Raw genomic sequence first — 25849 nt, 5'->3', positions numbered from 1 at the left:
CACAGAATTTTCACTCAAAAGGTCTCGGCTGATTGAGGCGCCGAGGTCTGCGATACTGGGAATCCCCGTCGGCTACTGTCGCATTGGCTTTGGGATCCGATTTGCGCGCTTTTGCAAGGGCATGAATCACGACCGGACAAACATCCTTGTCGTAGTAAAGCTGCTGGCAGTTCAAACAGTAGAGACATTCATTGGGATTGATATTACCCTGCGGATCGATTGCCTGAACCATGCAGTCCTGCGCACATTTCTGGCAGGGATCGCCACAATTGTTGTACCGTTTCAGCCAGTTAAACATGGCAAGCTTGCCGGGAATGGCGAGCGCGGCACCCAACGGGCACAGGTAACGACAGTAAAATCTTTCAATGAACAATCCTGCGGCCAACAGGGAAAAAACAAACAACAGATAAGGCCAGCCGCGCATAAATCTCAGAACAATTGATGTCCGGAATGGTTCAATTTCTGACAGTGTTTCTGCAAGATGCAGGGAATAGACAGAAACACCAAGAAGAGCCAAAAAGATAATATACTTGATTGGCCAGAGCCGCTCATGAAGCCACCAGGGCACGGTCACCTGTTTAATTCCGACACGGCGCGCCAGCTTGTTCAGCAACTCCTGCAGGGCCCCGAACGGGCATAACCATCCACAAAAGGCTCCCCGCCCCCAGAACAGCAAGGAAACAGCGACGGAACACCACAGAATAAAGATCAATGGCTCCATCAGGAAAAACTGCCATTGGAAATCTGTCAGCAAGGCATTGGCAAAGACCAAAACATTCACGACAGACAGTTGCGCTTGCGCGTAGAACCCGATCCAGAACAGCGTGAAAAGCAGAAACGCAATTCTCAGTCGGTCTGTCAGAATGGTTCTACGCACGATCTGGTTTTGAACAAAGAAGACAAGGGTTAAGAGAGTGATCGCCCCGATCAGAATTCCGATTTCGGGCAGCTTTTGCATCCAGATCCGCTGCCAAAGTGCATTTGAGGCCGCGATCTCTTCGGCGGTTCGTGTGGAAACAACAGGCTGGGCAGCAACCTGTGGCGCGGTCACCTTCACATAGGCGTCAGGCAACTGATAGGAAATGTCATAGGCAATGAAGACTTTCTCCAGGGCACCCACGGCCCTCTGGACCAACAGTTGCAACTGCCAGGGGTCTGCTGGATTGAAGACAGTATCAGGCGGTGTATAGAAAAGACCGACTTCATCAAAACGAGGGGCGTTTTCAGCCTCGATACGGCCCAGATTTTTATAGAAGCGATCAATAAACCGAATGGTTTCTCCATCCTGAACGATCTGGATCCGATCGAATATTCCGCCCCGCACATACCCCGACCCGCGGAAGGAATATTGTCCACGCCCCATGATCAGAAAGGCGTTTTGTCCTTCCTGAATTCGCTTCTCATAGTTTCGATACTCAAATTTCCCGAGAAGACTGCGCGCAATTTCAGGAACGGCCAAAGACGCCACATACAAATCAATATAGGTTCCTTCAGGCTTTCCTTTTTCCGGCCTTGCAATGGCTTTCGCGTTGCCATGCGCCCGAAACCCCTTGTTGATATCCCCAAGGCTCAGATGCAACCTACGGACAGATCCGTTCCCGACAAGCGTGTCCCAATCATAAATCTCATCGTCTTTCAGGATAAGGGTCCGCTTGATCCGTTCAGTCGGATCATCGGCAGTCATTCCGGCCAAACCCAGGATCTTGGCGACCCGTACGGACGCCCGCTTGATGCTGTCGTCTATGACCATAACAGTCACGGTGGCGCCAGAGACAATATCAACGGGGGGAGGTTCCCCTCCTTTTTCCCGCGCCATTTTCAGAATATCTGTCCCTCGGTACCCCTCGATAAAATCAACAATCTTCTGCTCAGGAATACCGGAAAGAACAATAGGTTCAGCGTGATGGACCAGCTTTGCATTCACAATCTGACCGTTTGCATCAAGGGCGACGAGCACAACGATCGGCTTTCCGGAATACCCAACAGCGCCAACAAAATCAGTGTTCAAAAACGCATAGCCGACCGTTTTCTCCTGCTCTTTCGCTGCATGGATCGGTTGTCCGCCCCCAACGGCTTCCCAGCGATCCGCATCTGGAAAGAAACTCGTGACCGGCGTATTCTGAAGAACATCCTGTATGGTTTCCGAGGCTTTTGCCGGGACTGCAACCACCAGAAGGCAAGCCAACATTATTGGGATACAAGACACAAGCTGACGGATATAATATGAAGACAACGCCATCCCATAGCCCCCTGACAACGAATTGCATTTGAAATGCCACTCCCTCTAAGCCATTTATGAGAGTATCTTGCGAAATCAAATGCTGTTGAAAAGGACTATAGGCGGGATCAAAATCGCGTTATTTGCGCTTGCACAAACTTCTGATCGTTTTCAATTTCAAGTCAAAAGCCCCCCGATAGAGCATTAGACTTAGGTCCTGCAGCGGTCTAAACAGACAAAATTCAGGGTCAGGACCTCTTCATGTCGGATCAATTCCGCCTTTTCAAATAACGGCGGATAATCAAAGCGGGATCCAATGGGGCACAATGTTGAACCGGTCGTGCCGGATATTCAGGCCGATGATTTATTAGGGCTGCAGCGCTTTTGGAAGAGCCCTGCAGCCCACTCGACAACCTTCTGGGCCTTACTCGCCCAGTACGGTCTCATAAACGCGGGTCCAGTTGGACCCCAGAATTTTCCGGGTATCTTGTTCCGAGTATCCCCGTTCCATCAATCCTGCAGTAAGATTTGACAACGTTTGCGGCGTTTCAATTCCTTCAGGATAGTAATAAGGCGGCGGCGGATACGCGTCTCCACTCCATCGGCCAGAGGCTTTGGCCTCCTGATAAGCCTGCATGGCCATTTTTAAATCAGCCACCCCATGCATGCCAGCGTAATAGTCGATGCCAAGTCCCACATGATCAATACCGGCAATATTTACCAGATAGTCGATATGATCCATGAATTGATTGAGTGTCGGCCGGGGGCTGTCCGCGACAAAACCCGGATATCCAACAACACCGATGACACCGCCATTCTTCGCGATCGCCCGGATCAAATCGTCCGGAACATTGCGAGATCGGTCAAAAACACCGCGAGGATTTGCATGGGACAGAATAACCGGCTGCTCTGACACTTCAATGGCTTCCATTGAGGTTTGATACCCCGTATGGGAGCAATCCACGATTACGCCCTGCTGATTGCACCGGTGAATGAAATTTGCACCAAATGTGCTCAAGCCCGCATCGGTCCGCTCCTGAATACCATCCCCAATTCTGTTTTTAACATTGTAGGTAAGCTGCATAATGCTCACCCCCAAGGATTTGAAAACATTCACAAGATCCAGACAGTCCTCAATGGGGTCGGTCCCTTGAAAATGCATCAGAACGCCCAGCTTGCCCTCGGCTTTCGCTTTCTTGATATCACCGGCGGTGCGGATCAGAACAAGATCATCACGCTCTTTTATAAACTGAAGCCAAGAGCCAATGAATTTGAAGGTATCCATTGCCCTGTGAAAACCGCCAACGGTTGGGCAGGCAACGGTTACCCCGCCCTCACGATACCAATCCACATAATCCTTCATAACAAGCAATGGACAGCATGCGTCCACTATTATCGACTCTTCATGTAACTCTTTACTCGACAGCGACATCGTATAAACCCCTCTTCATATTTTCTGTTGAAAGTCTGTTTTCAAAAGGCAGGCAACATCCCCCAGGGAGGTGCTTGTCAGTTGCGGCCGATGTTGGGCGCATTCCGGGAGAGCGGAAACGCATCTGGGATGAAAGGCACAGCCACTGGGAGGATTTAAGGGATTGGGAAACCCTGCGGTCAAATTGACATGTGGTAATCCCAGACCCGGCTCCGGCGTCAAGACCGAGTCGAGGAGCGCCTGTGTGTAAGGATGCTGGGGAGCCTTAAAAACCTTATCAACCGAGGCAACCTCGACGATCGCCCCGAGATACATGACCGCCACCCTGTCAGCGAGATACTCAATGACAGACAGATCATGGCTAATCATCAGATATGTCAGCCCGTATTCCTGTTGCAGATCCTTCAAGAGATTGAGGATCTGCGCTTGCACAGAGACATCCAGCGCAGAAGTTGGTTCATCGAGAATGACCACCTCAGGCCGGACAACCAAGGCTCTGGCAATTGCAATCCGCTGGCGCTGCCCGCCGGATAACTGGCTTGGGAATCTCTCCGCGATAGACGGGGGCAACCCCACCTTCTCGATCATATCCATCACGGTTTTCCGGCGATCCGCCTTGGTGCCAAGCTCATGTAACTCCAGCGGCATGGATATGATGTCGAATATTTTCTTGCGCGGGTTTAAAGAGGAATACGGGTTTTGAAAGACAGGCTGAACTTTTCTCGACAGGTCTTTGGGGCTGAAACCTTCAAGCGGCTGCCCATCAATTAAAACCTTTCCCTGACTTGGTTTCAGGAGCCCCATCAGAATTTTGGCGAGCGTACTTTTTCCGCAACCGGACTCACCCACAACACCCAGCGTTTCCCCTTTACAGAGATTTAGGGAGACATCGCGAACCGCCTGTAATTTCGCCCGTCCGCCAAACATGCCAAGACGGACGTCATAGCATTTCTGAATATCCTGAAGCTCCAGAACCGACATTCCTTTTGAAGCGAGTTTCACAGTACCCCTCCCGTCATTTCAGGCCGCCCGGCGCTCACATTCCGCAAACAGCGATATGTATGGTCCGCCTCTAGCTCCGACATATCTATATCCGCTTCGGCACATTTGGGGATCGCATGCGGGCAGCGATTGCGAAAACGGCACCCGGTTAATCCACCCACCAGTGAGGGAACCCGGCCCGGAATGACGGATAGTCGCTGACTATCTCTGTCTGCGGAGCCAACAACGCTTTTCTGAAGGCCGACCGTGTAAGGATGCCCCGGATTTCCAAAGACCTGGCTGACCGTCCCTGTTTCGACGGCCTCTCCCGCATACATAACCGTGACATTGTCTGCGATCCGCGCAACCACCCCCAAATCATGCGTAATCACAATCAACGACAAGCCCATTTCAGATTTAAGCTCGGACAAAGTTGCCAGTATCTGCGCCTGAACGGTAACATCCAGTGCCGTTGTGGGTTCATCCGCGATGATCAGGTCCGGTTCGCACATCAACGCCATGGCAATCATGACCCGTTGGCGCAACCCACCAGAAAGACTGTAGGGGTATTGATGGAACCTTTTGTCCGCAGCACTGATCCCAACTTTCTCCAGCAGCATTATGGCGCGTTCATAGGCGGCCTTTCTGTTGCCTTTTCCATGCCGCAGAAAGCCTTCGGTCAACTGAGTTCCGATTGTCAGCGTTGGATTTAGGCAGGTCATCGGCTCCTGAAAAATCATCGCCATGCGATTTCCGCGCAGGTTCGAAAGCCCTGCTTCATTCAAGCAGGCCAGGTTCTGTTGCTCAAAAAGGATGCTGCCAGCTGTTATTCTGGCTTTTTCCGGCAACAACCCAATCATTGCCAAAGCCGTTATTGATTTGCCGCAACCAGACTCGCCCACAATGCAATGTGTCTCTCCCCTCTGAACATCCAGATTGAGATTTTTGACTGCTTGCAAAGTGCCTCCCGGTGTCGCGATATCGACCTGAAGTCCTTGTATCGAAAGAAGTGAAGTCATAACCACCCTCTCAGTTCTTTCCATCGGGCGCTGTCACATCTCTCAGTCCATCCCCAACCAGATTGATCGAGAGAACCAGTAGAAAAAGAAAGACACCGGGAATTGTAATAAGCCACGGAACAAACAACAGCAGTTCACGCCCTTCAGAAACCATCAACCCCCAAGAGGGCAGTGGCGGCTGAATTCCCAACCCCAGAAAGGATAGAGCGGCCTCCAGAATGATGGCATGTGCCATCTCTAGCGTGGCGACCACGATTATGCTGTTTGCAAGATTGGGGATCAGTTCCCTGATCAGGATCCAGACGGAACCCGCCCCTTGAGCCTTCGCCGCATCCACATATTCAAGCGTTCTCAAACGCATGGTCGAGGCTCTGATCACCAAAGCGAACCGTTCCCACAGAAGAAACCCGAGAACCAGAATAACTGTGGTTAGGGAACTGCCAATGAGCGCGACCACTGCCAGGGCAACCAGAATGACCGGCATGGCCAATCGGGTTGTAATCAGGAACATGATGACATTATCCACACGGCCACCGAAATAACCGGCGATCAAGCCAAGCGAGATGCCGATCACCCCGGAAATGGCGGCAGTAGCCAAACCAATCAAAAGGGAAATGCGGGCACCGTAGAGCAGGCGTGTCAAATAATCCCTGCCCAATTGATCTGTTCCCAGCACATGAGCCCAACTCCCGCCGTCCATCCAGACAGGGGGGACAGTCCTATTTGCAAGATCTTGCAAATAGGGGTCATAAGGGGCCAACACCGGCGCAAACAGTGCACCAAGCACAATAACCGCCAGAATTCCCCCTCCAATCATCAAGCCCCGATGCTGGAAAATTCGCTGACGCAATACTTCTGAGGGCGAGGGTGCCGGCAATTCCGGAATGGTTCTGAAATCTGTTGTATCGGTCATTGCGCCATCCTTACCTGCGGGTCCAGCCAAGCGTTAAAAAGATCGGCAAGCAACGTGAGAGCCACATACGCAATGGAGAAAAGCAGGACAATGGCCTGTACTGTCGGCAAGTCCCCTCTTGAAATGGATTGCCATGCCAACATGCCCGCACCTTGTAGCGAGAAAACACTTTCAATAACGACGGAACCCGCCAGCATGAAGCCAAGTTGTGCAGCCGCAAGACTGACCACGGGTATGACTGCATTCCTGAGCGCATGCTTGTAAAGCACCGTTGTCCGGCTCAGGCCTTTCGATTTGGCAGTTCGCACATAGTCAGATGAAAGCACCTCCAACATGCTGGATCTGGTCAACCGCATAATCGCCGGCGTTGCGTAATATCCAAGGACAACAGTGGGCAAAATAAAATGCCGCCAACTATCATTTCCAGACGAAGGCAAAAGCCCCAGATTGACACTGAAAATGACAATCATCATCAACCCCATCCAGAAGGAAGGGATCGCCTGCCCGGCCACAGAAAGAAATAGAGCCAACCGGTCCACCAGACTGTTTGGCCGCGCTGCGGCAGCAATCCCGAGCGGAAGCGCAATCAGGAGAGCCAGGGAAAAGGCCAGCAAACCCAGTTGAATAGTGATCGGCAACCGCTGCAGCAATATATCGCTTACAGGCACCTGAAAGAAATAACTATACCCCAGATCACCCTGAACAATCCGCCCCAACCATTGGATAAACTGAACAAGCAATGGCTGATCAAAACCATAGTGCTTTCGAATATAAGCGATATCCACATCCGTTGCATTCGGCCCCAAAATCGCAGTTGCGGGATCTCCGGCCACATACAGCAATGCAAACGTCAGAAACGATACTGTAAAGGCAACAAGCAGCGCCATTCCCAGTCGTTTGACCGTGTAAAAAAGCATTTTAATATTCCAGAAATTCTGGCGGTCCCAACGTGAACCCGGTCAAGACCGCCAGGTGAGTGTTATTTCCAACTGGCGTTGAAGAAACGGACAATTTCGTCGCTATCAACCTTGAGGTTCAAATCCGGATTGGTCGCGTAATTCACCGAATAGGTCCAAAGAGGAACCCAATAGGCCTGATCGGCAATCCGTTGCAGGGCAATTTCATAGCTGGCCTGACGTTCCTTGCGGTCGATAGAATTGTCGGCAAGCAGCAGATGCTCCGTAACGTCGCTGTCCCCTGCCCGGTTGATCTTTCCGCCCCCGAACCAATAACTGGTAATCATGGCTGTATCCGCAATGCCCCAGGATCCCCAGCTCATCAGCAAGGCGTCCCCATCACCGCCACTCCACTTGTCCCGAGATGCAGCCCACGGCTGGACCTCAATATTGACCTTCACCCCCACTTTCGCGAGATCTGAAATAATGGCTTCCGCAAAGGCACGAGGAACAGATCCCGATTTCACCTGAAGCAGATCCAGCTCAAACCCGTTTTTGTAACCAGCGTCCGCCAATAAGGACTTTGCCTTTTCAACGTCATATTCATAAGTTTTGACATTCGTAGAACATCCAAACTGGACGGGATTACAAGCGGTCGGGATCAATTGCGTTGCCCCGCCGAACAAACTGGCACGAATAGCGTCTCTGTTGATCGCATGGTTGATGGCCTGACGCACTTTCACATTCTTTACAGGCCCTTCTTCCGTGGCGTCCAGCGCCAGAAAGACAATCCGCATGATGGGTTCATTCCCCAAACGGACTTTACCGGTTGCCTCTAGACGCTCTGCCACGTCAGAGGAGAATTTCCACATAAAATCAATATTGCCTGTCATCAAACCCGTTAGCTGGGTATTCACTTCCGGATAGACGCGCATATCAAGAGAGCCGATAGAAGCCTGCTTTGGACTGCCTTGATAGTGTTCCTCAAACCGCTTTAGCTTCCAGCGGTTACCTGCCTCCACAGCCTCAACCTTGTAAGGACCGCTTCCGACGGGTGCCAAAGCCATTCCTTCTTTGCCCGCCTTTTCATAATAATCACTGGGATATATCGGCAGAAACCCTGCGACCCATTCGAGGGCGGCGGGATAGGCTTTTTTCAATTTGATGATAACGGTGCGATCGTCCCGTTGCTCCGCCTTTTCAATCCATTTAATAGCGGTCTGATAAACAGCCCCATAGGCAGGGTCCGTGACTTTATTGATTGTATAAACCACATCTTCTGCGGTCAGGTCAGACCCATCATGGAATTTGACGCCGTCCCGCATAACAAATTTCAGGGTTGTTTCATTCTCGAATTCGAAACTTTCTGCCAAGGCAGGAACGAATTCTCCGCTTTGCGTATCTTTATAAATCAGCGTATCAAAAATATGATGCGACATGATGATCGCAGAACGGCCCGAGGACATATAATAGTCAAGCGTTGCGATCTCCCCATCAACAGCGATATTCAACGTATCATCTGATTTGCCTGCGTTGGCAATTCCACTTGATATGAACATCAACCCAGCCGCGCCTGCCGCCAAAAGCCGGCGTCTCCCGGCTACGCCTTCAGGTCTTTTCTCCCGTAATTTTCCCATCATTCCTATCTCCCTGATTTCCCTGAAAATTTAAGTTTTTTGCGACCTCAAAAAGGTGAGATCCCCCCTGAATTGGACAACCCCCGCACAAGATCGTCATGAAACCTCCGCTTCTCGGGGGTAACCATATTCTGAATGCTTAACCCGCGCAGAAGCGCGACAACCTTGGACACAAGAGCAGACCGCTCTTCTTCCGTTTGGTCGGAATGACCAATGAACTCGCGCACACCGTTTCGAAACTTGAGAAGGCGATCCTTTTGCTGCTCCATCGCCTCACGGAGTTCAAGATCGCCACGCGCCCCCATGAGAAGCTCCAGAGACGCCACATATTCAGGTTGGCGAAACATGCCGTTCCAAAGCAGTTCCACATAATCCTCGGCTGAGATTTTGCCGTCTCGCTTCTGAATTTCCGCGTTGCGCTCCTGCTCCCATAAATCCAGTTGATATCCGAAAGAGGCAGCCAACAACTGCGCAAAGGAGGGATAGAATTTACCCAGTTCCTGAACGCTCAACCCCGCTTCACGGGCCACGCTCTCATCCGTGATATTGTAGTAACCATTCCGGGTAATTAGTCTCATTACCGAGGCCAGAATACTTGCTCTCAAGTCATTGGCGTGTGGGTTTGATGCTGTCATGACGTCACCTTTATTATTTTCAGTTTCTGCAGCTTGGGATGAGGGCGCCAAGCCTTACGGGCCGAGCGCGAGGTTCGGCAACCAAAGGACAACCTGCGGCACAAACGCGATGAGGATGAGGGCAGCAATGAGGGGAACGAGAAAGGGAAGGACCGCGATTGCGACTTTCTCAAAAGGAACTTTTCCCACCTCCACCATGATATACAATCCAATCCCCATGGGAGGCGTTGCAATACCGATCAAAAGGGCAAGTTGGACGATGACACCAAACTGCACACGGTCAATTCCATAAGAATCCACAACCGGCAGCAGAATGGGGACAAGCAACAATTTCGCCGGGACCCCTTCAACGACCATTCCGATCAGCAAGAGGAAGACAATCAGCAGCGCCAGAAAGACATGCTTGTCTTCTGTTATCGCAAAGAGTGTTGTCGCAAGGGTTTGCGGAACCTGCTCGATTGCAAGCAGCCACCCCATGGCAATGGAAAAGCTGATGACGAGCATAATCACGGCTGTTGTGATCATGGTATCGGACACAGCGGACCAGAACTTTTGAATGTTCAGGCTTTTATAGATGAAAACACCGATTACCATCGTATAGAGGCAAGCGAGCGCACCCGCTTCTGTCGCCGTAACCCAGCCTGTCAGAATTGCCGTCACAATGATGACCGGGGCACCCAGTGCGAATATACCGTCGAAGCCTGTGGAAACCACCCGTTTGACAGGCGCCCGCTCCTGCACGGGGAAATCATACTTTACCGCCGCAATCCGATTATAAAGCATGAGAAACAGACCAACCAACAGCCCCGGGACCAGCCCTGCCAGAAACATTCGTTCAATGGACTGCTGGGCAAGGAACGCATAGATCACCAAACCAATGGAGGGCGGGATCAAAGGCCCGACTATCGAAGAGGCCACCGTTACGGCTGCTGAAAATTCGGGCGTATATCCCCGCTCTTTCATCGCCTTGACTTCAACGGCTCCCAGTCCAGCACAATCTGCGACGGCGGCGCCGGAAATCCCTGCAAAAATCATCGACGACAACACGTTCACCTGCGCCAGACCGGCCTTTAGATGTCCCACAAGTGCATCGGCGAAATTAAAGATACGATCCGTAATGCCTGCCGCATTCATCAGATTCCCAGCCAGAATAAACAAGGGAACCGCAATCAGGGATGGCTTGACAACCCCCTCAAGGATTTGCTGCGGAATGATGTACAGACTATCGCTGAAGGGGCTTACCAGAAATGTCAGGATAATGGCGGCCCCGATGGCCATCGCAACAGGGATCCGGATAAGGATCAGCCCGATAAATGTCAGAAACAGCACAAAGCCCATCCCCTAACCCTCCGCATCCAGAAGGTGGGATTTTTGCGGCTCCGGCACCCCGGCAATGGCTTTCAGGATATCGAGGCCGGATTCAAGCATGATCAACACGCAGGAGGCAAATAGAGGTAACGACAGGTAAAATCGCTCCACCTCACCGCCCCACGGAAAGACCGCTCCCTCAAACGGCCCAACCTGGGAAGATAATGCCTCCGGCGCCTGCCAAAGAATGGTTCCAACCACCGCGGCAGTGACCATTGGTGCAATAAAGCGGGTGACTTTCTGTGCCCAACCGCCGAGCCAGTCCACCACGACCTCTACCGTGATATCCTTCTTCTCATGGTAGACAGGCGTCATTCCGAAAAAGACCATCCATACGAAGCACACGATCGTCCAGGGCCAAATCCAATAGAATGAAATCCCCAATGGGCGAAGAATGATCGTCGCGGCTGTCCCAAGCAACATCAACACCAGACAGATGTTCGCGCATCTCTTAAAAATCCCTGAAAATAGGCGCAAGAAAACAACGCCGTAAGCCACAACAGCTAGCATTTCACCCTTCCTCGACAGCAAGTTTGATAGATCAGGCGCATCCCAACCGGCAGCGGATTGGGATGCTGAAGATTAAAAGAGAATTATTGGTTTCGGGTGGCCTCAACCTCGGCGAGGAACCCTTCCGGCAACTCACCTGCCTTGTCCCGCTCCGCATAAAAAGACTTCATCGCCTCGACAAACGGCGCCCGATCAACCGACACCATTTTTACATCATGCTTGGACTGCATCCGCTCCACAGATTCAGCCGCAACCGCATTCATAATCTCGTGACTGACCTTCCCGGCATCCTTATGAGCTTTCAGGAGCGCCTCTCGCTGCTCGTCCGTCAAGGCATCCAGCGCCTTTTTATTCACCATGAACGCAATGGATTGGTAGAATTCGTCATGCCTCATAAGGTAAGGCGCAACCTCATAAAACCGCATGGTTTCCACCAAGGCAATCGGGCTATTCACAGCCTCCACAATACCTTTGGAAATTGATTGATACACATCGGTCCAAGCCAGGGTGCGCACATCGGCCCCCATATGCGACCACATCGCCAAAGCAAGCTTGGACGGATGCATTCGAAGTTTCACCCCTTGGACATCATCAAAATTATTCAGCGGTTTATTGGAAACCATGACCCTATAGGGTCCCCTCACGACTTCAGTGGGATCGCCAAGGACGGATATACCTTGCTGCTTTTCAATTTCCCTATACCAGTTGGCCACCATCCCCGAATTCATGAAACGCACCCAATGCTCACGATCGTCAAACAGGAAACTGGAACCTACAAAACTGATGTCGGGAGACCATTTTCGCATGAAGCTCGATCCCTCGGCGAACATATGCACTGTTCCCCGTTGCAACTGCTCAAGCACCGCATCCACTTTTCCAAGCTGTTCATTGGGATAGATTGTAATTTTCAAGGACCCGCCAGAATACTTTTCAACCTGCTCAGCGAACTTTTGGAAAACTTGCCCTTCAGGGGACTCGATCGGTGTCACACTCGCAAATCGCCATTTTACATCTTCAGCATGCGCTGTTGTTGCGCCCAACAATACGGTAAAAGCTGCAACGATTTTGCTCAGTTTCATTTGGTTCATGAGTGGCCCCCGGCTATTATTTTCCGCATAGCGGTTTTTTATTCCGCATCTTGATTTAATTCATATAGAATGGTACTAAACAAGGCAACATAAAATTACGATTATCTGTAGAGAGCCAATTCATGCGACCAAGGAATCAACAAAAGGACCCCAATGCGAAAGACAGAGATTTTGTCACTGCACTGGCTCGTGGCCTTCAGTTATTGCGCTGCTTCAAGCGTGAAGATAAGGGCCTTGGGAACAAAGATTTTGCCCAGCGAACAGGCTTGAGCAACTCAACAGTCTCTCGCCTTACATACACATTATGGAAGCTTGGCTATATGGAGTTTGATCCCGATACCGCGCGATATCGTTTGGCTCCACCGGTTCTCGCCCTTGGCTACTCCTGCCTGCACGGGCTCTCTGCCATCGAAATGGCAAAACCCATGATGCAGGAAATCGCCACTCATTGTGGAATGCCCGTTGCAGCAGGAGGGCAAGATGGTCTTACCATCATCTATATTGATCGATGCACCGGCAGCAATCCGGTCACCCTTTCCATTCCCATAGGGGCGCATGTTGATCTGATCACCAGCGGTATCGGTCGGGGTTTCCTGGCTGGTCGCACGGCTGAGGAACGAACCACATTGCTGGAAAGTATCAAAGAACAAGACGCAGAAAATTGGGATATGCTCTACCAAAATTTCGAAAAGTCATTCGAATGTTATCAAGAACATGGGTACTGCCTGTCAATTGGCGAATGGAAACCGGATATCAACTCAATCGGCGTTCCCTTTACACCAAAAGATGGGACACCTCCGCTGGCATTTAACTGTGCAGGTCCTGCATCCCACCTGACCGAAGAGCAGTTACGCACAGATATTGGTCCAAGACTGGTCGAAATGGTCGAAAAGCTGCACGCCATCTACAGGTAAACCACCAGTTCTTGCCCTTCAATCATCGCGGGACACCTGGCTTTCTGAAAACCGCGAAATGGCTCCCCCCTTCAGCTCACTCGGAGGGGATCAGATCAGCATTCCCTTCTTGTTGTGCAACGGTGCTATGCCTCTTCTCCACCATTTTATCGGAAAATGTCCAGCTTTCTGATTTATTGAGCCAAACATCTTGCCTTTGCTCCCTATTAAGATCACCAAAGGATCATGAATTTTCTTACATGGGGCCGAAAAAAGGGTAAGTTGGTCGGATCATGATAAGGATATTGATAGCAGACGATCACCAGATGGTGCGCGAGGGGGTCAAGTCGGCGTTGGCCGATCTTGGGGATGCGCTTGATATTTTTGAGGCTGAGGATCTGGACGGCATTTACCGGTTGCTGGATCAGGGGATTGATCTGGACCTCATTCTGCTGGACCTGAAAATGCCCGGCATGAAAGGAATTGAAACCCTGCAGGCGTTGAAACAGGCTGCGCCGGATGTGGCAGTTGCCATTCTTTCCGCCTACAACCACCGTAATCTGGTGCAGCAGGCCCTTGATAGCGGCGCCGATGGCTATATTCCCAAGGCATCCCGCAAGGAAGTCATGCTGAATGCCATTCGCCTTGTTCTGGCAGGGGAGATTTATATCCCGTCCCTGCTGCTGTCTGCCGATCCCGCGGAAGAAACCCCGCAGGAGCCGGACAAACCCGCCCCGCATCCGTTCAACCTGACCGCCCGCCAGCAGGAAATCTTTGCCCTGATGCAAACCGGGCTGTCAAACAAGGAAATCGCTCGCGAGGCCGGCTGCACGGAGGGCACCGTGAAGGCCCATGTTACGGCCATCCTGAAATCCCTGTCGGTCACCAGCCGGGCCAAGGCCATCGCCCTGAAATGGGATACCTAGCCCGCTCCGGTCGCCGCTTGCGTTCTTTTCAAATGCCGAAGCAGGGCCGCCAGCTTGGCCGGCTTGAGCGGTTTCTGGAAAAAGGGATAGCCCGCCGCCTTGACCTGGGCGGCAATGTCCGGGTCCGTATTCCCGCTGATAATCACCCCCCTGTCCCCGTATTCCGGTAGACGCTCCAGAAAATCAAGACCGGTTTCGTGGCGGCTGATCTGGTAGTCCGCGAGAATAGCCAGAAACGGCCCTGCGCCCTCTGCAAGGCAGGTTTCCGCTGCGGCCAGATTTTGCGCCGTCCTCACCTGACAACCCCAGCGCTGCAGGAGCTTTTCCGTCGCCTTCAGGATTTGCGGATCATCATCAATCACCAACACCCGCTCTCCCGACAGGACGGTGCCGGTCTCCAGTTTCGGCGGCTCCAGTTCCGGGGTGTGACCCGGCAGGCTGGCACCGGCATCGCTGAGCGGCACGGTCACACTGAAACAGGAGCCCTGCCCGGGGCGGGAGTGCATCTCGATCCGCGTTTTCAGGAGCCCGGCCATCTGCGCCGCAATGGAGAGCCCAAGCCCGAGACCCCTATCCTCGGCCCGCGTCTCTCCGCCCCGGTAAAAGTCGGAGAAAATCTTTTCCTGCTGTTCCGGGGCAATCCCGCATCCGGTATCCCAGACCTCGATGCGGATCTGCTGCCCCTGGCGGCGACCGCCGATCAGAATGCGCCCCTGATCCGTATAGCGAATGGCGTTCGACACCAAATTCCGCAGGATGCGATCCAGCATCAGGGCGTCACTGAACACATGGACATCCGGCATGACAAGCCGAAAACCCAGAGATTTTTCCTCTGCCTGAAGGGTAAAGTCACGCGCCACATTATCCACCATGGATTTCAGGGAGATAGAGGACAGATCAGGCTGCAGGTCCCCGATTTCCAACTGGGAGAAATCAAGGATGGATTCAAAAAGATCGTTCATATGCAAGAGCGAGCGTTCAATATTCCCGGTTATATCGCGCATATGCGGATCCTGCGTCCGGTTCAAAAGCGCCGCCGCGAACAACCCCACCGCATGTAACGGTTGGCGCAGGTCATGACTGGCGGCGGCCAGAAAGCGGGATTTTGCCTGATCGGCCCGCTCGGCCCTGTCCTTTGCCACGCGAAGAGCTGCCTCGGCCTCCTTCTTGCCGGTGATATCCGCATGAATGCCGACGATCCCCCCCGCCGCCGTAGCCCGATCCTGAATGGACAGCCAGCGGCCATCGGCAAGCTGTATCTCAACCGCAGCCCGCGCGGTTTCCAGCGGGGCCAGCCGGGCCCGGCGATAGGATGAATTATCGGCGGCAATCCCCCGCGACAGATCCGCCCGGAGCAGGGTTTCATAAGGTGTTCCCGGCTGAACATCGTCCGGCTGATATCCATACAACTGACGATAATTGTCATTGCAAAGAACAAGTTGGTGCTTGCTGTCAAACAGGACGAACCCTTCTGATATGTTCTGAATAGCATCCACAAGCCGGGCCTGCACCTCGGCCACCTGCCTGTTGGCCACCTGCAGGGCGGCCTCACGCTCCTGAATGGTCTGGACGAAATATTTGAAGGCCTTGGCCATGTCGGTGATTTCGTCATTTCCCACGGTGGCAATGGTTTCGCTTTTCCCGGCGGCATAATTCAGCATGTTTTTCTGCAGGCCGCTCAGCCGCTGGATCACGGATTTGTTGATATAGACGAAAACCAGCACTGCCCCCGAAATACAGAGGAAGGTGATGATGATGAAGTAGAGGCTGCGTTCCTGCGTGGATTGATCCAGAAGATCGCTTTTATGCAGGATTTCATCGCGAATGTTCCGGGTCAGGCTGGAGGAAGAGGCAATGAACCGGTTGGCGATCAGCTTGTTCTGGCTGAGGGTCCCCTGCACCTTCCCGTTCAGCTCCAGCGCCTTTTCATGAAGACGAATGATGCCGTTTTCCTCCTGCCCGAGGGCGATCAGTTCCTTTCTGAACGTGCCCAGTTCAAGCTGGACCGCGTCCGGCAAACGGGCCGTCATGGCGTCGATCTGCGCCAGAATGCCGGAAAACCTTACCGAGATATCGTTCAGTTCGGTGAACTGATCCACCGTCGCCGCCAGCGGCACAAGCAGAAGCGCATCCGTATTCAAACGGTGCCATTCCTGAAGGACATAGATTAGATCGGGACTGTTATTGTTCTGCAGGAACCGGTTGCTGATGACGAAGGATTTCGAGTTGAGATCCGGGACCGTCTTCAACAGGGTATCGGACTGCTCCAAAATCACGTTCCGTTCCTTTACCAGATCGGAAATATGGTGAAGATTGTCGACCAGATTGGTTTTAAGGGTTCTGAACTCACTCAGGTCCCGGCTTGAATTCTCGGTTTCCTCCAGATTGAGAAGAATTTCATCCAGCCACGCAACCTGATCCTTGATCCGAAGAAAGATGGATTTGCGGGTGCCGGGGCTGTCGGCCGCAATCAGGGCCGGCGCAAAGGAGGCAAGATTGGCGCTGAGCTGGTTCAGTTTCGAGCCGTCAATCACCACCGGCAGGTCGCGGGTGGAAAAAGAGCGCAAGCCGCTGCTGAACTCATTGAAAGATTTGACCGACACAACACCGGCGCTGATGATCAGGATACCGATGATGCCAAGACCGGCAAAAACCCTGAAAAAAACGCCCGGCCGGAATGATTTCATGGAGCGATCCATGGGCTTAGCGAAGGGGCATGGCGTAAATCAACCCGCCCTCTGTCCATAATCGGTTATGCTTGCGCTCTATCTTGAACGGGGAGGCCTGACCAAGGTTGCGCTCGAAAATCTCGCCATAATTTCCCACATCGCGGGCAATACGCTCCAGCCATCCCGCATCCAGCCCCAGTGTTTTCCCAAGGGTCACATCCGGCCCCAACATCCGCTTTGCCTCGCCGCTCAACCCTGTCAGGCGCTCATCAATATTGGTGGAGGAGATACGGTTCTCCTCAAGGGCGATAACCCCGTTCAGAACCCACTTGATGATGTCAAACCACGCGGCATCCTCATTGCGCACAGCCGGGGCCAGCGGCTCCTTCGAGATAATATCCGTCAACAGCGTCATATCCTCGGAGCTCGGGGCCAGCATCACCTTGCCCGCCTGTAGGTCCATCAGGTCTGACGACATGAGATCGCATCGCCCGTTAAAGAAGGCCTGCCACCGCCCCTCCTGCGTTTCCAGTACCAGAATATCCAGACCGGGGTTATGCACCTCCAGATATTCCCGCAGGTTCAGGTGACTGGTGGTGCCGGCATTGACACAAATGGTTCCCTGCCGGACCTCCTTAAGGCTGGTGATGCCCAGTTCCCCGCGGGCGATAACCCCCTGCACCTCGAACAGCATCACACGGGTGAAATCGATCGCGATGGTGCTGTCCCGCTGCATTGTCCAGGTGGTCGTGCGAAACAGTACATCAATTTCCCCGGCCAGAAGCGCGGGCAACCGGCTTTGACTGTCGACGGGGATAAAGCGGACCTTGTCCGGCTCGCCAAGGGTAGCTGTTGCGATGGCGCGGCATAAATCAACATCAAACCCGTGCCATTTTCCGTTGGTATCCCGCTCTGCAAATCCGAAATCATGATCGCCGACACCGCACAGGAGATAGCCGCGCTCCCGCACTTTCTGAAGGGTGCCCTCCCCCTCTGCCAGAGCCGGGCCGGACGCGGCCCAGACCAGCATATATCCCATGATCATCATACGAAGAAAGCGCATCGCAGTTGTCCGTTTTTCCAGAATAACCCGCAATGACATTAGCGCAATCGCAACAGCCTTGGGAAATTTTCCATACCGCACACGACTTTGGTCCAATACAGGAAGCTCGGCATATGACCTTTGATAGAGAAGGGCGACTTCCGGGTAATAGATATCCCGGCCAATACCGTGGAACATGCAATCATGCGCATCGTTGCCAACAAAAACAACACAGGGTCAACACACGCGCATCTGGGCCACATCCCCCATTAACAAGGAGCATGTGGTGAAAGGCCGCCATCCATTCCGGGGGCGTAAAACGAAACGTTAATGGAGGTTTCAATGAAAAAGATAACTGGTCTGCTGGCCGCTGGTTTTGCCCTGTTCGCCGGTCAGGCAATGGCGGCAACACTGGATGATGTGAAGGCACGCGGTTTCATCAATTGCGGTGTCAGTGAAGGCGTACCCGGCTTCTCCAACCCGAATGCGGAAGGGGACTGGAAGGGCTTTGACGTGGATATGTGCCGCGCCTTGTCTGCGGCAATCTTCAACGATCCGACAAAAATCAAGTTTGTGCCCCTTGCCTCAAAACAGAAAGTACTGGCGGTTGTGACCGGTCAGGTGGACCTGACCTCCCGGACAACAACCTGGACCATGAAGCGCGACACCAAGGAAGGCGTTGACTTTACCTCGGTCGTGTTCTTTGACGGTCAGGGTTTCATGACCCGCAAGCAAAACGGGGCGGCCAGCGCCATGGACCTGAACGGGGCCACCGTCTGCGTAACAGCCGGCACCACCACTGAGCTGAACCTTGAAGACTTTGCCCGGGCCAACAGCCTGGAATTCGAACCGGTTGTCTTTGAAGGCAAGAAAGAGGCCGTAAACGCCTATCGTTCCGGTCGCTGCGACGCGCTGACAACAGATGCCAGCCAGCTTGCCGCCTTCCGCATCACCATGCCGGACCCGGCAGAACATGTCATTCTGCCTGAAATCTTCTCGAAAGAGCCGCTGGCCCCGCTGGTCAAGCACGGCGACAACGCGTGGAAAGACCTTGTAACCTGGACCATCAACGGCCTGATCACCGCCGAGGAAACCGGCGTGACACAGGGCAACGCCAGCGAGCAGAAAGCCTCCTCCAAGAACCCGACGGTTCAGCGTATGCTGGGTGTCACCGGGGATTACGGCAGCTATCTCGGTCTTGAAAATGACTGGCTGTACAATGCCATCAAGGCGGTCGGTAACTACGGCGAAATTTACGACCGCAACCTTGGCAGCGAAAGCCCCCTGAACATGCCGCGCGGCAAGAACGCCCTGTGGACCAAGGGTGGCCTGCTTTACGTGGCACCGCTTCGCTAACACTGTCCCGCATACCCCGGGCCGCCTGACTGAACGGCGGCCCGGCTTTTTCCCTGATCCTTACCCGGTGTTACCCGACCGGCCTGCAAGGCAAGGTGACGTTTATGTCGACACAATCAGATTTGGCAGGAATGCTGAGCACTTTCTTCACCCCTCGGAACCTGCTGTCCAACCTTGTGCAATTGCTCATGGTCGCGGCGGCAATCGGGGGCGCCTATTATCTGTTTCTTTCGACACAGGAAAATCTGGCGGCCCGTCATATTGAAACGGGCTTTGCCTTCCTCTCGCAAGAGGCCGGCTTTCCCATTGGCGATTCCCTGATCGACTATCAATCCAGCGACAGTTACGGATATGCCCTGCTGGTCGGGATCATCAACACCCTTTATACGGCAATCCTGTGCATCATTCTGGCCACGGTGGTGGGTGTCATTGTGGGCGTGGCACAGGTTTCCGACAATCTTCTGATTGCCAAAATCGCCAAAACCTATGTGGAAATCCTGCGGAATGTTCCCGTTCTACTGATCCTGCTATTTGTCTATGGTGTCGCCCTCGCCGGATTGCCATCGGTCAAGCAGGCGGTCGAGATTTTCCCCGGCACCTTCCTGAGCCAGCGCGGCCTGTATTTCCCCCGCGCCATCCCCGAAGACGGCTTCATCTGGGTCGCCATGGCCTTTCTGGTCGCCATCGGGCTGACCATCCTGATGGTGAGATGGGCCAAGAAGCGCCAGAACCTGACAGGCCGCTCCCTGCCGCTCTTCTGGCTGGGCACGGCGATCCTGACACTGGTTCCCCTGTCGGTCTTTTGGATGGCGGGCGGCCCGGTCAGTTGGGATTATCCGGCCTTGAAAGGGTTCAATTTTTCCGGCGGAGCGGTTTTCCGGCCGGAATTTCTCGCTCTGGTCATCGGGTTGGCGCTCTATCGGGGGGCCTTCATCGCCGAAAATGTCCGAAGCGGCATCATGGCCGTCAGCAAGGGACAGAATGAAGCGGCCGCCGCCCTTGGGGTGCCGCCCTCCCGCATCATGCGCGGTGTAATCCTGCCGCAGGCCCTTCGCACCATCATTCCCGCCACAACAAACGATTACGCCAGTCTGGTCAAGGACAGTTCCCTTGCCATCGCCATCGGCTATCCGGACATGGTGTCCATTGGCGGCACCATGATCGGCCAGAACGGGCAGGCCATTGAGGTGATCGGCATCTGGATGCTGGTCTATCTTTCCATCAATCTGGTCATTTCCGTGCTGATGAATGTGGCCAACAAGAAATTCCAACTGGTGGAGCGTTAATCATGACGATCATCTTTCAACCCTCACCAGACCAACCGGCCCCGCCGACCCAGCGCGGGGTCATCAAATGGCTGCGGGATCACTTTTTCAGTTCGGTTAAAAATACCATCCTGACCTTTCTCGGGGTCGGTATCATTCTTGCGATCATTCCCCCGCTTCTGGACTGGTTTGTCCTCAACGCCACATTCGTTGGCAATGCCGATGAATGCCGGGCGGCGGGCGGGGCGTGCTGGTCCTTTGTGCAGGCCCAGTTCCGGCTGTTCATGATCGGCTCCTACCCGCAGGAACTGGCATGGCGCCCCATCGCCGCCGGTCTTCTGTTGCTGGCCCTGTTTATTGCAACGGCCCGTCAACTTATGCCCGGCAAGGTCGCCGTAGTGTTCTGGCTGCTGCTGCCGCTGCCCATCTATTGGCTGGTCGGGGGCGGCTTCGGGCTGGAAAGTGTGGATACCTCCAAATGGGGCGGGTTGCTGTTGACGCTGGTTCTGTCCGTGGTCGGGATTTTGGTATCTGTTCCCCTTGGTATCCTGCTGGCCTTGGGCCGCCGGTCAAACATCAAGCTGATCAAGGGGCTGTGTATCGCCCTGATCGAGACCGTGCGCGGTGTCCCCCTGGTCACGATCCTGTTCATGGCCTCAATCATGCTGCCGCTGTTCCTTCCCAGCGGGATGGAGATCGGCATCCTGTACCGTGTCCAGATCGGCATCATCCTGTTTTCTTCCGCCTATATCGCCGAGGTCGTGCGCGGCGGATTGCAGGGCGTTGAAAGCGGACAGAGCGAGGCCGCCGCCTCCCTCGGGCTGCATCCCTGGGTGACCATGCTGTTTATCATTCTGCCGCAGGCCCTGACCAAGGTTCTGCCGCCGCTGATTGGCCGCTGCATTGCACTGTTGAAAGATACCTCGCTGGTCATTGTGGTCGGGCTGCTGGATTTCCTCGGTATCTCAAAGGCTGCGTCACAAGACCCGGAATGGCTGGGCTTCGATGCCGAGGCCTTTGTGTTCTGTGCCCTGATCTACTGGATTTTATGCTTTGGCCTCAGCCGGTATGGCAACTCACTCGAAAAACGTGGCTACGCCGCCTATCGCTGATCGTTCACCTGAAAGACAAGACTTCATGATGACTATTTCACACTCCAACCCGCAATCAGCAGACAGCCGGACCGGGTCACAGGCTGAACAGCCCATTATCCTGCTGGACAAGGTCAACAAGTGGTATGGGGACTTTCATGTCCTGAAGAATGTGGATCTGGCCGTTCGCAAGGGGGAACGCATTGTCATTTGCGGCCCGTCCGGGTCCGGGAAATCAACGCTTATCCGCTGTGTGAACCGGCTGGAAGAACATCAGGGCGGCACCATTCTGGTGGACGGGGTCGAACTGAACGACAACACGAAGAATATCGGCCATATCCGCCGCGAGGTCGGCATGTGTTTTCAGCATTTCAACCTGTTCCCCCACATGACCATTCTGGAAAACCTGATCTTCGCCCCCATCTGGGTTCGGAAAATGCCACGGGCCGAGGCGGTCGAGACAGCCATGCATTACCTGAACCGGGTCAATATCGCCGAACAGGCCCACAAGTATCCGGGACAATTGTCGGGCGGCCAGCAACAGCGGGTGGCCATTGCCCGCTCTCTTTGCATGGCGCCAAAGATCATGCTGTTTGATGAACCCACATCCGCCCTTGATCCGGAAATGATCAAGGAGGTTCTGGATGTGATGGCGGAACTTGCTGAAGAAGGCATGACCATGTTGTGCGTGACCCATGAAATGGGATTTGCGAAATCGGTCGCCGACCGGGTGATTTTCATGGATGGCGGCGAAATCGTGGAACAGAACACCCCAACGGAATTTTTCGACAACCCGCAAGTGGACCGGACACAGGCCTTCCTGAGCCAGATCCTGCATAACTGACCCAGAAAGCCACCATGCCCTCAAACATCAGTGTTTTTGACCTGTTCAAGATTGGCATTGGCCCGTCCAGTTCCCATACGGTCGGGCCCATGGTGGCGGCCAACCATTTTGTACAAGGTCTGGATCAATCCGGTGTTTTGACGGATGTCTGCCGCCTTTTAATCAAGACATACGGCTCCCTCGCCCTTACCGGTCGGGGACATGCCACGGATCATGCCATTTTACTGGGCCTGTCCGGCGAGCAGCCCCATCTGGTTGACCCGGCTGAGGTTCCAGCCATGCTGGAGAACATCCGCCGCACGCACTGTCTGAAACTGGCCGGAAAACACATCATTTCCCTTGATCCTGCGGAACACTATCTGGAACTTCGCGACCAGCTTTTGCCGGGCCATACCAACGGAATGACCTTCGCCGCCTTTGACAAGGATGGCGCCCTGCTGAAAAGCGGGACCTATTATTCCATCGGCGGCGGGTTCGTCATTAAGGGGGACGGGCAGGCCCTGCAACACCGGATCACGGCATCGGCACCGCCCCCCTATCCCTTCAGGAATGCCCGCCACCTGCTGCAATTGGCGGAAGAAAACGCCCTCAGTATTGCGGAGCTGGTTCTGAAAAATGAATGTGCGCAAAGACCGGAGGAACAGGTTTTACAAGGACTGGATGACATCTGGCAGGCCATGGAGCAGTGCATCGAGCGCGGATGCAACGAAAGCGGAACCCTGCCGGGGGGACTGAACGTTCCCCGGCGCGCCGCGAACCTGCGGGCAAACCTTGTCCGCCAGCAGGAAACAAAGGGGGAGGATGCGCTTTCCGGGCTGGACTGGATCAACCTGTATGCCCTTGCCGTGAACGAGGAAAATGCCTGCGGGGGCCGGGTGGTCACGGCCCCAACCAACGGCGCCGCCGGGATCATACCGGCCGTCCTTGCCTATCACATACGCCATTGCGGCGGAGAGGACCGGAAAGACGTTGCAACCTTTCTTCTGACGGCCGCCGCCATCGGCAGCCTGTACAAGAAAAATGCCGCCATTTCCGGGGCCGAGGTTGGCTGTCAGGGCGAAATCGGGGTGGCCTGTTCCATGGCGGCAGCGGGACTGACCGCCGTGCTCGGGGGCACCAACGCCCAGATTGAAAACGCCGCTGAAATCGGCATGGAGCATAATCTGGGCCTGACCTGCGATCCCGTGGGCGGGCTTGTGCAAATCCCCTGTATCGAGCGAAACGCTGTCGGCGCGGTCAAGGCGGTGCAGGCCTCACGGCTGGCCCTGAAAGGGGATGGCACCCACAAGATATCGCTGGATGCGGTCATTGAAACCATGCGTCAAACGGGGGCGGACATGCAGACAAAATACAAGGAAACCTCGCTTGGGGGCCTTGCCGTCAATTTCGTTGAATGTTGATTTTCCCGGAAAGTGAATGACATGGGTCAGGGGTCATTGATCATAATTGAACTGTTCGGTGCGGTGGCAATCCTGTTATGGGGGGTCCGCATGGTGCGCACCGGCATTGAACGCCTGTTCGGTGCCGATCTCAGGCGCATCATGGCGCGGATGGCCGGCAACCGGTTCAGTGCCCTGCTGGCCGGGGCCGGAATGGCGGCTTGCCTGCAATCCTCCACCGCTGTGATTGTCATGGCCTCCGGGTTTGCAGCGCGCGGGGCCTTGCTTCTGGTCCCCGGACTGGCCCTTGTCCTTGGGGCCGATATCGGCACCAGCATCGCCGCCCAGCTTCTCAGCTATGACGTGAAATTCCTCAGCCCCATCTTCCTTGCCATCGGCCTGATTGTTTTTCTCAGCGCCTCCTCCAAGACCGTGCGCAATACGGGGCGGGTTCTGATCGGGCTCGGATTTGTCCTGCTGGCCCTGAAGCTGATCGCCATGAATACGGCGATTTTCCGCTCAAGCGAGGCGGTGGGCGGCATGATGGGTGTCTTTGAAAATGATACATTGCTGGCCATCGCGGTGGCCATGGTCATCACATGGCTGGCCCATTCCAGTCTCGCCATCGTTCTGCTGGTGGTCACCCTTGTATCCAGCAGCGTCATCCCGCTGGAGCTTGGGATTGTCTTCATACTGGGGGCCAACCTCGGGGCCGCCATTCCCGCCGTCATCATGACACTGAACGAACCCGTCGCCGCGCAAAGGCTGACCCTTGGTAATCTTGTCTTCAGGCTGATTGGCGTGCTTGTCTTCAGCGCCCTGCTGGCCCCGATTACCCGGCTGCTGCTGGATACTGGCATACAGCACGGACAACTGGTCGCGGTCTTTCACATCCTGTTCAATACAGCACTGGCCGTGATGTTCCTGCCGGTTTTGCCGCTGGTCGCAAAAATCGTCACATATCTGAAAGCCGGGTCTGATACCGATGCGGAGAATGACGAAATGCGGTGCCTGTATCTGTCACCGCAGGATAGCAACAATCCCGGAAAGGCCCTGTCCAATGTGGCCCGCGAGACCCTCAGGATGGCAAATGTTGTCTATTCCATGCTGGACCAGAGCCTTCGGGCCTTTGATGATTGCACGGAAATCGACCGCATACAGAAAGCCGACGATATTGTCGAGTTCCTGCACCGGGAAGCCACGCTTTATATCGCCAATATCAAGCGCGACCATATGAGCGAGGATGACATGCACCGGTCCGTGGAGGTTTTTACACTGACCATGAATCTGGAGCATATCGGGGATATCATTGACAGCAATCTGGCGGAACTTGCCCGTAACCTGCACAAGTCCAAGATGTCTTTCTCACAGGAAGGGCGGGACGAACTGCTGCAGCTTCATCGCATGATGGTCAATAATTTCCAGCTTTCCATCGACCTGTTCATGTCCCGGGACGAGGATGTGGCCCTGCAGCTTCTGGCCGAGAAAAAAGCCTTCCGCGACCTGCTGTTCAATGCCACGGAAAACCATATCGACCGGCTTCGCAAGGGCGTGACGGAAAGCCTTGAAACAAGCCGCATCCATCTTGATATCCTGCGCGATTTCCGGCGCATCAATTCCCATATTGCCGCCACTGCCTATCCGATCCTGAATCAGGATCAGGCTCTGTCCCGCTAGCATGGCGGAA

At 54.1% G+C, this 25849-nt stretch carries 21 protein-coding genes and 1 pseudogene; 8 read left to right on the top strand and 14 right to left on the bottom strand.

Annotated features, from left to right (window positions below; all coding sequences use genetic code 11):
- Window positions 1–10: 10 nt before the first annotated feature.
- From FQB27_RS01975 to FQB27_RS01925, 12 genes and pseudogenes are all read right to left on the bottom strand, one after another.
- Window positions 11–1468, bottom strand: coding sequence for a NosR/NirI family protein (locus FQB27_RS01975; protein ID WP_284347803.1), 1458 nt, complete (start codon window positions 1466–1468; stop codon window positions 11–13).
- 312 nt (window positions 1469–1780) lie between these two features.
- Window positions 1781–2188, bottom strand: a pseudogene (locus FQB27_RS16925) (hypothetical protein); the annotation flags it as partial.
- A 454-nt stretch (window positions 2189–2642) separates the two neighbouring features.
- Complete coding sequence (locus FQB27_RS01970; RefSeq protein WP_169559189.1) at window positions 2643–3650, bottom strand: dipeptidase; 1008 nt, start codon at window positions 3648–3650, stop codon at window positions 2643–2645.
- A 15-nt stretch (window positions 3651–3665) separates the two neighbouring features.
- Entirely contained in the window at window positions 3666–4631 is a 966-nt protein-coding gene (locus FQB27_RS01965; RefSeq protein ID WP_169560034.1) for an oligopeptide/dipeptide ABC transporter ATP-binding protein, read from the bottom strand.
- A gap of 17 nt (window positions 4632–4648) precedes the next feature.
- Window positions 4649–5650, bottom strand: a complete 1002-nt coding sequence (locus tag FQB27_RS01960) for an ABC transporter ATP-binding protein (RefSeq protein ID WP_169559188.1) — start codon at window positions 5648–5650, stop codon at window positions 4649–4651.
- 10 nt (window positions 5651–5660) lie between these two features.
- Entirely contained in the window at window positions 5661–6563 is a 903-nt protein-coding gene (locus FQB27_RS01955; RefSeq protein WP_169559187.1) for an ABC transporter permease, read from the bottom strand.
- Window positions 6560–7480: an ABC transporter permease gene (locus FQB27_RS01950; RefSeq protein WP_169559186.1), complete on the bottom strand. Its 921-nt coding sequence runs from the start codon at window positions 7478–7480 to the stop codon at window positions 6560–6562. Before FQB27_RS01950 ends, FQB27_RS01955 begins: the two co-directional genes overlap by 4 nt.
- Window positions 7481–7542: 62 nt before the next feature.
- A complete protein-coding gene (locus FQB27_RS01945; protein ID WP_169559185.1) occupies window positions 7543–9099 on the bottom strand; it encodes an ABC transporter substrate-binding protein in 1557 nt (518 codons plus the stop codon).
- A gap of 44 nt (window positions 9100–9143) precedes the next feature.
- Window positions 9144–9731: a TetR/AcrR family transcriptional regulator gene (locus tag FQB27_RS01940; RefSeq protein WP_169559184.1), complete on the bottom strand. Its 588-nt coding sequence runs from the start codon at window positions 9729–9731 to the stop codon at window positions 9144–9146.
- A 54-nt stretch (window positions 9732–9785) separates the two neighbouring features.
- Window positions 9786–11069, bottom strand: a complete 1284-nt coding sequence (locus FQB27_RS01935; RefSeq protein WP_169559183.1) for a TRAP transporter large permease — start codon at window positions 11067–11069, stop codon at window positions 9786–9788.
- 3 nt (window positions 11070–11072) lie between these two features.
- Window positions 11073–11609: a TRAP transporter small permease gene (locus tag FQB27_RS01930; protein WP_169559182.1), complete on the bottom strand. Its 537-nt coding sequence runs from the start codon at window positions 11607–11609 to the stop codon at window positions 11073–11075.
- A gap of 83 nt (window positions 11610–11692) precedes the next feature.
- Complete coding sequence (locus FQB27_RS01925) at window positions 11693–12697, bottom strand: TRAP transporter substrate-binding protein (RefSeq protein WP_169559181.1); 1005 nt, start codon at window positions 12695–12697, stop codon at window positions 11693–11695.
- A gap of 122 nt (window positions 12698–12819) precedes the next feature.
- On the opposite strand from FQB27_RS01925, the gene FQB27_RS01920 reads away from it, so the two are divergent.
- Both FQB27_RS01920 and FQB27_RS01915 read left to right on the top strand, forming a co-directional pair.
- The gene (locus FQB27_RS01920) at window positions 12820–13611 is read left to right on the top strand and encodes an IclR family transcriptional regulator (RefSeq protein WP_169559180.1); all 792 of its coding nucleotides are present in this window, start codon (window positions 12820–12822) and stop codon (window positions 13609–13611) included.
- Window positions 13612–13883: 272 nt separating this feature from the next.
- Complete coding sequence (locus FQB27_RS01915; RefSeq protein WP_169559179.1) at window positions 13884–14516, top strand: response regulator; 633 nt, start codon at window positions 13884–13886, stop codon at window positions 14514–14516.
- Here FQB27_RS01915 and FQB27_RS01910 read toward each other — a convergent pair.
- Both FQB27_RS01910 and FQB27_RS01905 read right to left on the bottom strand, forming a co-directional pair.
- Entirely contained in the window at window positions 14513–17203 is a 2691-nt protein-coding gene (locus FQB27_RS01910; protein ID WP_169559178.1) for an ATP-binding protein, read from the bottom strand. The genes FQB27_RS01915 and FQB27_RS01910 overlap by 4 nt on opposite strands.
- A gap of 16 nt (window positions 17204–17219) precedes the next feature.
- On the bottom strand, window positions 17220–18248 hold the full coding sequence (locus tag FQB27_RS01905) for an amino acid ABC transporter substrate-binding protein (RefSeq protein WP_169559177.1): 1029 nt from the start codon (window positions 18246–18248) through the stop codon (window positions 17220–17222).
- Between the two features lie 321 nt (window positions 18249–18569).
- On the opposite strand from FQB27_RS01905, the gene FQB27_RS01900 reads away from it, so the two are divergent.
- The 6 genes from FQB27_RS01900 (at window position 18570) to FQB27_RS01875 (ending at window position 25839) form a co-directional block, all read left to right on the top strand.
- Complete coding sequence (locus FQB27_RS01900) at window positions 18570–19583, top strand: amino acid ABC transporter substrate-binding protein (RefSeq protein ID WP_206374181.1); 1014 nt, start codon at window positions 18570–18572, stop codon at window positions 19581–19583.
- A gap of 104 nt (window positions 19584–19687) precedes the next feature.
- Window positions 19688–20869, top strand: a complete 1182-nt coding sequence (locus FQB27_RS01895) for an amino acid ABC transporter permease (RefSeq protein ID WP_169559175.1) — start codon at window positions 19688–19690, stop codon at window positions 20867–20869.
- 2 nt (window positions 20870–20871) lie between these two features.
- Window positions 20872–21960: an amino acid ABC transporter permease gene (locus tag FQB27_RS01890; RefSeq protein ID WP_206374180.1), complete on the top strand. Its 1089-nt coding sequence runs from the start codon at window positions 20872–20874 to the stop codon at window positions 21958–21960.
- Between the two features lie 25 nt (window positions 21961–21985).
- Window positions 21986–22783, top strand: a complete 798-nt coding sequence (locus FQB27_RS01885; protein WP_277346002.1) for an amino acid ABC transporter ATP-binding protein — start codon at window positions 21986–21988, stop codon at window positions 22781–22783.
- 14 nt (window positions 22784–22797) lie between these two features.
- Window positions 22798–24183, top strand: a complete 1386-nt coding sequence (locus FQB27_RS01880) for an L-serine ammonia-lyase (RefSeq protein WP_169559174.1) — start codon at window positions 22798–22800, stop codon at window positions 24181–24183.
- A 36-nt stretch (window positions 24184–24219) separates the two neighbouring features.
- Window positions 24220–25839, top strand: a complete 1620-nt coding sequence (locus FQB27_RS01875; protein WP_169559173.1) for a Na/Pi cotransporter family protein — start codon at window positions 24220–24222, stop codon at window positions 25837–25839.
- Window positions 25840–25849: the final 10 nt, after the last annotated feature.

The sequence above is a fragment of the Sneathiella chinensis genome (assembly GCF_012720115.1).
GTDB classification, from domain to species: domain Bacteria; phylum Pseudomonadota; class Alphaproteobacteria; order Sneathiellales; family Sneathiellaceae; genus Sneathiella; species Sneathiella chinensis.
This window is presented reverse-complemented; position numbering and strand designations above follow the sequence as displayed.

Coding starts and splice junctions, on each gene's coding strand:
- FQB27_RS01970 (WP_169559189.1), bottom strand. CDS start 3,650: ATGTCGCTGTCGAGTAAAGAGTTACATGAAGAGTCGATAATAGTGGAC.
- FQB27_RS01965 (WP_169560034.1), bottom strand. CDS start 4,631: ATGTCGGTTCTGGAGCTTCAGGATATTCAGAAATGCTATGACGTCCGT.
- FQB27_RS01960 (WP_169559188.1), bottom strand. CDS start 5,650: ATGACTTCACTTCTTTCGATACAAGGACTTCAGGTCGATATCGCGACA.
- FQB27_RS01955 (WP_169559187.1), bottom strand. CDS start 6,563: ATGACCGATACAACAGATTTCAGAACCATTCCGGAATTGCCGGCACCC.
- FQB27_RS01950 (WP_169559186.1), bottom strand. CDS start 7,480: ATGCTTTTTTACACGGTCAAACGACTGGGAATGGCGCTGCTTGTTGCC.
- FQB27_RS01945 (WP_169559185.1), bottom strand. CDS start 9,099: ATGATGGGAAAATTACGGGAGAAAAGACCTGAAGGCGTAGCCGGGAGA.
- FQB27_RS01940 (WP_169559184.1), bottom strand. CDS start 9,731: ATGACAGCATCAAACCCACACGCCAATGACTTGAGAGCAAGTATTCTG.
- FQB27_RS01935 (WP_169559183.1), bottom strand. CDS start 11,069: ATGGGCTTTGTGCTGTTTCTGACATTTATCGGGCTGATCCTTATCCGG.
- FQB27_RS01930 (WP_169559182.1), bottom strand. CDS start 11,609: ATGCTAGCTGTTGTGGCTTACGGCGTTGTTTTCTTGCGCCTATTTTCA.
- FQB27_RS01925 (WP_169559181.1), bottom strand. CDS start 12,697: ATGAACCAAATGAAACTGAGCAAAATCGTTGCAGCTTTTACCGTATTG.
- FQB27_RS01920 (WP_169559180.1), top strand. CDS start 12,820: ATGCGACCAAGGAATCAACAAAAGGACCCCAATGCGAAAGACAGAGAT.
- FQB27_RS01915 (WP_169559179.1), top strand. CDS start 13,884: ATGATAAGGATATTGATAGCAGACGATCACCAGATGGTGCGCGAGGGG.
- FQB27_RS01910 (WP_169559178.1), bottom strand. CDS start 17,203: ATGAAATCATTCCGGCCGGGCGTTTTTTTCAGGGTTTTTGCCGGTCTT.
- FQB27_RS01905 (WP_169559177.1), bottom strand. CDS start 18,248: ATGCGCTTTCTTCGTATGATGATCATGGGATATATGCTGGTCTGGGCC.
- FQB27_RS01900 (WP_206374181.1), top strand. CDS start 18,570: ATGAAAAAGATAACTGGTCTGCTGGCCGCTGGTTTTGCCCTGTTCGCC.
- FQB27_RS01895 (WP_169559175.1), top strand. CDS start 19,688: ATGTCGACACAATCAGATTTGGCAGGAATGCTGAGCACTTTCTTCACC.
- FQB27_RS01890 (WP_206374180.1), top strand. CDS start 20,872: ATGACGATCATCTTTCAACCCTCACCAGACCAACCGGCCCCGCCGACC.
- FQB27_RS01885 (WP_277346002.1), top strand. CDS start 21,986: ATGATGACTATTTCACACTCCAACCCGCAATCAGCAGACAGCCGGACC.
- FQB27_RS01880 (WP_169559174.1), top strand. CDS start 22,798: ATGCCCTCAAACATCAGTGTTTTTGACCTGTTCAAGATTGGCATTGGC.